11 protein-coding genes are annotated in these 6,473 nt (G+C 69.6%); 9 read left to right on the top strand and 2 right to left on the bottom strand.

The window, feature by feature from the left end:
- The coding region (locus ACWDCZ_RS38030; RefSeq protein WP_449818322.1) for an ATP-binding protein at window positions 1-329 on the bottom strand (329 nt) is incomplete at its 3' end.
- A gap of 236 nt (window positions 330-565) precedes the next feature.
- Between ACWDCZ_RS38030 and ACWDCZ_RS38025 the strand changes: the two genes are divergently transcribed.
- The 4 genes from ACWDCZ_RS38025 (at window position 566) to ACWDCZ_RS38010 (ending at window position 2,178) form a co-directional block, all read left to right on the top strand.
- Window positions 566-1,429 (top strand): helix-turn-helix domain-containing protein, encoded by an 864-nt coding sequence (locus ACWDCZ_RS38025; protein WP_380782317.1) that lies wholly within the window; start codon window positions 566-568, stop codon window positions 1,427-1,429.
- On the top strand, window positions 1,422-1,613 hold the full coding sequence (locus ACWDCZ_RS38020) for a DUF397 domain-containing protein (RefSeq protein ID WP_449818321.1): 192 nt from the start codon (window positions 1,422-1,424) through the stop codon (window positions 1,611-1,613). The genes ACWDCZ_RS38025 and ACWDCZ_RS38020 overlap by 8 nt, the downstream gene beginning before the upstream one ends.
- A 90-nt stretch (window positions 1,614-1,703) precedes the next feature.
- Complete coding sequence (locus tag ACWDCZ_RS38015; protein ID WP_449818320.1) at window positions 1,704-1,895, top strand: DUF397 domain-containing protein; 192 nt, start codon at window positions 1,704-1,706, stop codon at window positions 1,893-1,895.
- Between the two features lie 91 nt (window positions 1,896-1,986).
- Window positions 1,987-2,178, top strand: coding sequence for a DUF397 domain-containing protein (locus tag ACWDCZ_RS38010; RefSeq protein WP_449818319.1), 192 nt, complete (start codon window positions 1,987-1,989; stop codon window positions 2,176-2,178).
- A gap of 155 nt (window positions 2,179-2,333) precedes the next feature.
- Here ACWDCZ_RS38010 and ACWDCZ_RS38005 read toward each other — a convergent pair whose 3' ends face one another.
- Window positions 2,334-3,179, bottom strand: a complete 846-nt coding sequence (locus tag ACWDCZ_RS38005; protein WP_449818318.1) for a helix-turn-helix domain-containing protein — start codon at window positions 3,177-3,179, stop codon at window positions 2,334-2,336.
- Between the two features lie 193 nt (window positions 3,180-3,372).
- On the opposite strand from ACWDCZ_RS38005, the gene ACWDCZ_RS38000 reads away from it, so the two are divergent.
- The 5 genes from ACWDCZ_RS38000 to ACWDCZ_RS37980 all read left to right on the top strand — a co-directional run.
- On the top strand, window positions 3,373-4,125 hold the full coding sequence (locus ACWDCZ_RS38000) for a DUF6879 family protein (RefSeq protein ID WP_449818317.1): 753 nt from the start codon (window positions 3,373-3,375) through the stop codon (window positions 4,123-4,125).
- The gene (locus ACWDCZ_RS37995) at window positions 4,122-4,964 is read left to right on the top strand and encodes a helix-turn-helix domain-containing protein (protein WP_449818316.1); all 843 of its coding nucleotides are present in this window, start codon (window positions 4,122-4,124) and stop codon (window positions 4,962-4,964) included. The genes ACWDCZ_RS38000 and ACWDCZ_RS37995 overlap by 4 nt, the downstream gene beginning before the upstream one ends.
- Before the next feature lie 137 nt (window positions 4,965-5,101).
- The gene (locus tag ACWDCZ_RS37990; RefSeq protein ID WP_181970350.1) at window positions 5,102-5,260 is read left to right on the top strand and encodes a hypothetical protein; all 159 of its coding nucleotides are present in this window, start codon (window positions 5,102-5,104) and stop codon (window positions 5,258-5,260) included.
- Window positions 5,261-5,263: 3 nt separating this feature from the next.
- Window positions 5,264-5,623, top strand: a complete 360-nt coding sequence (locus tag ACWDCZ_RS37985) for a hypothetical protein (RefSeq protein ID WP_449818315.1) — start codon at window positions 5,264-5,266, stop codon at window positions 5,621-5,623.
- A partial coding sequence (locus tag ACWDCZ_RS37980) for a methyltransferase domain-containing protein (RefSeq protein WP_449818314.1) occupies window positions 5,624-6,473 on the top strand: 850 nt, incomplete at its 3' end.

Here is a 6,473-nt window from a genome sequence, read left to right as displayed (position 1 = left end):
TTGGCGCGCTCGTGGGGGTCGACGCCCCAGCCGTGGGTGAGGGCGGCGACGAGCTGGAGGCCCCGGCCGGACTCGGCGAGCAGGGACAGCGGCGGGGCGGAGGGCAGCACCGGGCTCTCGTCCGTGACGGAGACCCGGAGGACGTCCCCCTCGGAGATGATCTCGACCAGCGGCGCGGGGGTCTCGGTGTGCCGCCAGGCGTTGACGAGCAGCTCGCAGAGCGCGAGCTGCGCGTCGAAGATCGGCGAGGCGGACCAGCCGACGCGGGACATGGTGTTGCGGAGGGTCTGCCGCGCGACGGCGATGGTGGGGGTGTTGATGTGACGCATGGGAGTTCTCCCGAGGCGTGAGTGAGGGGGAACCGGCGGAACATGTGTCGCCGTGAGCCAGGCCGTGGAGAAGGACATGGCTGCTCTGCGGTGCTTGCTAGCAGGCGTTACTGACGATCCGTCGGACCGATGTGACACCGACCATAACGCAGACGGTCTCAATTTTGAGCCGAGAGCTGGGAGGTTCCCCCGAACGTGGCAACTCCACCGCCCCGACCTGCGGCAGACTGGTCATCATGGCGCTACGACCGAACCCAACCCTTCGCCAACGGCGGATCGGGACCGAGCTACGGAGGATGCGGGAGCAGGCTGGCCTCGGCGGCAGCCAGCTGGCGCGCAAGCTCGGCATCCAGCCCGCGCAGATCACACAGATGGAGAGCGGGAAGGGCGGGGTCAGTGTCGAGCGGCTGCGAACCATCGCCGCTGCATGCATGTGCGGCAACCAGCAGCTGATCGACGCACTGACCGAGGTGACCACCGAGCGCACGAAGGGATGGTGGGAGGAGTACCGCGGGTCGGTATCCTCACATCTGCTCGATCTCGCAGAGCTTGAGGACTCCGCTGCGAGGCTCATTACCTACACGATCACGTTCGTACCTGGGCTGCTACAAACTGATGCCTACGCCGCCTCGGTCTTTGCCAGAGCTATCCCACCGTTGCCCCACCATGAAGTCGACGTCCGGATGGACTTCCGGATGAAGCGGCAACAGGTCATCCGCGCAGGCGGGCCGCCTTACGCCGCATTCATCCACGAAGCTGCTCTCCGTATGCAGTTCAGTGGCCCGAAAGTCCTCACTGAGCAGCTCGAAGCCCTCATCAAGCACTCCGAGACCTCGGCAGTCTCGATCCGCGCAGTACCGTTCGACATCGAGTCCCTGCCCGGCCCGAGCGAGAACCTCATCTACGCGGAAGGCGCTGTACCCGAGCTGGATTCGGTTCAGATCGACACCACCCACAACAGCCTGATTCTCGACTCTCCTGCACCACTCGCAAGCTACCGCGAGATGCTCGCCCGGATGGCGTCCGTCGCACTCTCGGAGGAGGAGTCCCGAGACTTCATCCGGCAGATCAAAAAGGAGATAGAGAGCAAGCATGGATAGCCCCGTGTGGCAGAAGTCCAGCTACTCCGGCGCGAACAACGCGTGCGTCGAGGTCCGCACATTGAGCGGCGCGGTCGAAATCCGCGAGTCCGACGAGGGCCACCTCGTCCTCCACACCACCCCCACCGCCCTCACCTCTCTCCTCCACGGCATCAAGGCCGGCGAGTTCGACCACCACGCCTGACGGTTCCACTCCGCGCCCCTCGCCCTCCCCAGGGCGAGGGGCGCAACAGAGACCTCACCGACCTGCCAGGAAGGAAATGGAAGACAACAAATGCCTGAGTCCAACTGGCAGAAGTCCAGCTACAGCGCCTCAAGCAACGAGTGCGTCGAGGTCCGTACGACGAGCGGCGCGGTCGAACTCCGCGAGTCCGACGAGGGCCACCTCATCCTCCGCACTACCCCCACCACCTTCGCCACCCTCCTCCACGCCCTCAAAGCCAGCGAGTTCGACCACCACGCCTGACGGCTCCACTCCACGCCCCTCGCCCTCCCCAAAGCGAGGGGCGCAACAGAAGACCCCATCCGATCCGCCAGGAAGGAAACGGAAGACAGCAATGCGAGCGTCCAGCTGGCAGAAGTCCAGCTACAGCGGCGCGACCAACGAGTGCCTGGAAGTCCGCACGGTTGACGGCACGGTCGAACTCCGCGAGTCTGACGAGGGCCACCTCATCCTCCGCGCCACCCCCACCACCTTCGCCGCCCTCCTCTACGCCCTCAAGGCCGGCGAGTTCGACCACCACGTCTGAACCCTGTGCGCAGGAAGTCGGCCCGCCCGACTTCCTGCGCAGACACCCCACCGAACCGCTCCGACGCCGTCGTCCCCGGCGCCGGGGACCGTTGTTCGCCGCCCGGCGGGCCCTTGCGCTCCGCAAGGCCCCGCCGACAGAGGGACCCTGCTTCCTCAGTGATCATCACGCGGCACCCGCCAGGACCTGACGATCACCCGGTGTGCCGCCGGACCGTACACGGCGCTCTCCGCCAGCGCGTCCCATGCCCGGGTGTGGAGCGCGACGTCCGCCGGATCGTCCAGCCACATCTCCGCGTGCCAGGACTCGGTGATCACCAACGTGCCGTCATGGATCGAGAACCCGACTCCCGCAGGCACTTGCAGATCGGCCTCAAAAGGAACGATTCCCAACCGGACGTTCCCACCCGCCAGCCACGGCATCAAAGCCCTCATCTGGGCGGCCATCACGGCCGGCGAGCAGAGACGGGACAGGAGCGCCCCTTCCCACACCAGGAAGTGGAACGAACGCGAGCGATCGGCGAGCACCCTCTGGCGCTCCATCCGAGCCGCCACCGCCGCCTCGACATCACGGATCGAGGGATGAACCCTGGTGTACCGGGCGAGGACCGCCCGAGCGTACTCAGCCGTCTGCAGCAGGCCGGGAATGAGCGTCGGATCGAACGACTGACGATGCCCGGTCTTCCTTCCCTGCGCGGCATGCGCCTCCTGCACCGGTCGCGCGCCACCCGCGAGCTGGCGCCTCCACGACCGGTACTGCGTCTCCAGCGTCCGTAGTCGGCCCACGAGTTCGGCAGCGGCGTCAGGCCTGCCGACGGCCTCCGCCCACGCGACCAGATCCGCCGTGCCGGGCGACTGCCTTCCGTTCTCCAACGTGCTGACCTTGGACTGCGGCCAACCCAACAGCGCGGCCAGGGCGCGGCCGGACAAGCCGCTCTCGGTGCGGAGTTCACGCATCCGGGCACCGAGAGCAACCCGTGCCTGCTGAAAGTCGGTACTCACATGACGGAAACTACCTGAGCCCGGAACTCCGCGTAGCGCACCGCGTGATGCCAGGCCGCGCCACGGGCCCGGCAGGCGCGAGGGAGCACCACACCAACCGCCCACCGCAGGAGAATATTCGAGAATCATCACTCACTCCACGTGATCCTCCGGGCATCCTGAGTCAGCCTGATCGACTTCGAGAGGAGCGGCTGTGAGCCGACGACTGCGGTACATCGGGAGCACCTCGGGCAACAGTGGATGCCCCACGCTCTACGAGGACGACGAGACCGGGGAGGTGATCGTGCAGGGAGACCTGGTGACCGATCCCGACGAGATCGCCCAGTTCCGCGCCGTCAAGCCCGGCGAGGGGTTCGTGACCGTGCCCCGCACCCTGCTCGCCGACTTCGCGCCGCGCGACGTGGACCGCGAACGCGTGCTGGTCGGCTACGACGAGTTCGAGGAGATGTTCACGACCTGCCAGCACACGGCCTTCCGGCTGGAGACCCGCCGCCGCTACCGGTCGGACGAGGAGTCCGAGACCTACCAGCAGTTCGTGGCCGGACAGGCCCCCGCATGGGACCTGGACCACCCCTGGTGCCGCACGCGCCGCGAACAGTCGGACCTGGGCAAGCGGTTCGAGCGGGTGCGCATCATGGACAACCCGCCCACCGTCGGGCAGCGGTACCTGCTCAACAACTCCGAGCGGAACGGCCTGGTCGGCGAGGACATCCGCTACCTCTGGCGTGCCGACGCCGAGCGGCTCGGCCTCCCGGCGGAGGACGCCTGGCTGTTCGACTCGCGCTACCTCGCCCTGCTGCACTTCGACGCCGAGGACGACATCACCGAGATCGAGGTGATCACCGACCCGGTGAAGGTGGCCCGCGCCTGCCAGGAGCGGGACGCCGCCTGGCACTACGCCACCCCGCACCGCGAGTTCGCCACTGGGGTACCGTCCGGCATGTGAGCACCGACTTCCAGCACGCCAGAACCGCCCTCGGCCTGCGGCTCCGTGAGCTGCGCGCCGAGGGCGGTCTCACTGGCCGGCAACTGGCCGACCGGCTGGGCTGGACGCAGTCCAAGGTCAGCAAGCTGGAGACCGGCCGGCAGACGGCCACCCACGACGACCTCAAGGCCTGGGCCGAAGGCGTCGGGCAGCCCGGGGCGGCGGCCGAGCTGTCGGCGAGGCTGCGCGCCTTCGAATCGGGAACCCGTTCCTGGCGGCGGCAGTTGGCCGCCGGGCACAAGCCGGTGCAGGACACGCTGACCGCCGAGCACGACCGCTCGACGGTCATGCGCGCATGGGAGGGCGCCATGGTCGCCGGCATGCTCCAGACGCCCGACTACGCCCGGCACGTCTTCAGCGCCTTCGTCGACCTCCACCGGTCACCGCGCGACGTCGAGGAAGCCGTACGCGCCCGCGTCCAGAGGCAGGAGAGCCTGTACCGGCCGGGCCGGAAGTACCACATCGTCATGTGGGAATCCGCGCTGCGCGGTCTGATCTGCCCCCCGGCCGTGATGGCCGCCCAACTCGACCGGCTCAGCGGCGTGATCGGGCTGGACACCGTCTCCCTGGGCATCGTCCCGTTCGAGGCTTCGCTCACCTTGCCGCCGGCCAACGGCTTCTGGATCCACGACGACCGGCTCGTCGTCGTCGAGGACTGGCACGCCGAGCTCTGGCTGGATCAGCCGGACAACGTGGCGCTGTACCGGCGCGTCTGGGACACGCTGGCCGGCTCCGCCGTCTACGGCGCCGATGCCCACCGGGTCATCGCGCGGTGCCGCCGGGCTCTCGGGGACGGGTGAGGAATCCCCGCGAACTCCGCTCCCAGCGGCTCGAATACCCGGGAATCACGCGCCCGCCCTCGCATCGGACACGCCTAACGTGCTCACTGACACCCGTGAGCAGCACGGGAGTTGACCGACATCAAAAGGGGAAGCGCATGCCCGAGTTCGACGGTGGCAAGCACGGTGGCGGCCAGGGCAACGGCCAGGGCGGCGGTCAGCAGGACGACTCCAGCAGCGGCAACAAGCACGGTGGCGGCGGCAGCGACGAGGGCGGGAACACCTCGGACGGCAGCGGCCCGGCGTCCGGGCACTGAGGCATGAGCGACCGGCACGAAGCGGAGGCCGGCCGGGCCAGGCTGGCCTCCGCGCTCATCGCGAACGGGTCCCTCGCCCCCGACTGGCTGGCGTCGTACCACGCCGTTCCGCGCCACTGGTTCGTCCCTGACCTGATCTGGCCGGGCCGGGCGGACGGGGTGCGCCAAGGCGAGTCCGTGCACCGCTTCGCCGATCCGGACGGGTGGTTGGGCGCCGTCTACTCCGACGCGCCGCTCACCACGCAGTGGGACGACGGCGAGCACAGCGGGTTCGACCGCGGCACCGTGCCCACCTCGTCCAGCTCCATGCCGACCATGGTGTTCTCCATGCTCGCCGCCCTGGGCGTGGCGGACGGCGACTAGGTGCTGGAGATCGGCACCGGCACCGGGTGGAACGCCGCTCTGCTCTCCCACCGCGCGGGGGCCGGGAACGTCGTCTCGGTCGAGGTGGACGAGGACAGCGCGGCCGCCGCACGGCACCGGCTCGCCCGCGCCGGGTACCGGCCCCGGCTCGTGGTGGGCGACGGCTCGGAGGGCTTCGCCGACGGCCCGCCGTTCGACCGGGTGATCGCCACCTGTTCGGTCCACCGGATTCCGTACGCCTGGATCGAGCAGTCCCGGCCCGGCGCCGTGATCGTCGCCCCGTGGGCGCCCGAGTACGGCGGGGAGGCCGTCGTCCGGCTCACGGTCGGCGACGACGGCACGGCGAGCGGCCGGTTCGTCAGGTCGTCCGCCTTCATGCGGCTGCGCCGGCAGCGGACCGTTCGGCCCGGCAGCCTGGAGTACCTGTCCGGGCCGTGGCCGGCCGACGGGGCGGTCTCGTCGACGGCCCTCTCCCCCGACGCCGTCGGCGGGTGGCCGGCCATGTTCGCCATCGGCGTGCAGGTGCCCGGCGCGTTCCCGCTGACCGAGCGGTACGCCGACGGCACGTACACGCTGTGGCTCCACGACACGGCCGTCACGTCCTGGGCCACCGCCGACTGGGAGCCCGGCCGGACCGCCTACGAGGTGGTGCAGTCCGGCCCCCGCGGCCTGTGGGACGAGGTGGAGGCGGCCTGGCGCTGGTGGCGTCGCCGGGGACAGCCCGGCTTCGACCGGTTCGGGCTCACCGCCACGCCCGAGGGGCAGACGGTGTGGCTGGACACCCGCATCCGCCTCCCCGTCCGAGCCGGTCCCGCTGGTCCTGCTCGGCCACCCCCCGCTCGGACTGCGC

The organism is Kitasatospora sp. NPDC001225 (assembly GCF_053597855.1).
The sequence above is the reverse complement of the archived record's forward strand: the minus strand, read 5'-3'. Positions and strand labels throughout refer to the sequence as shown.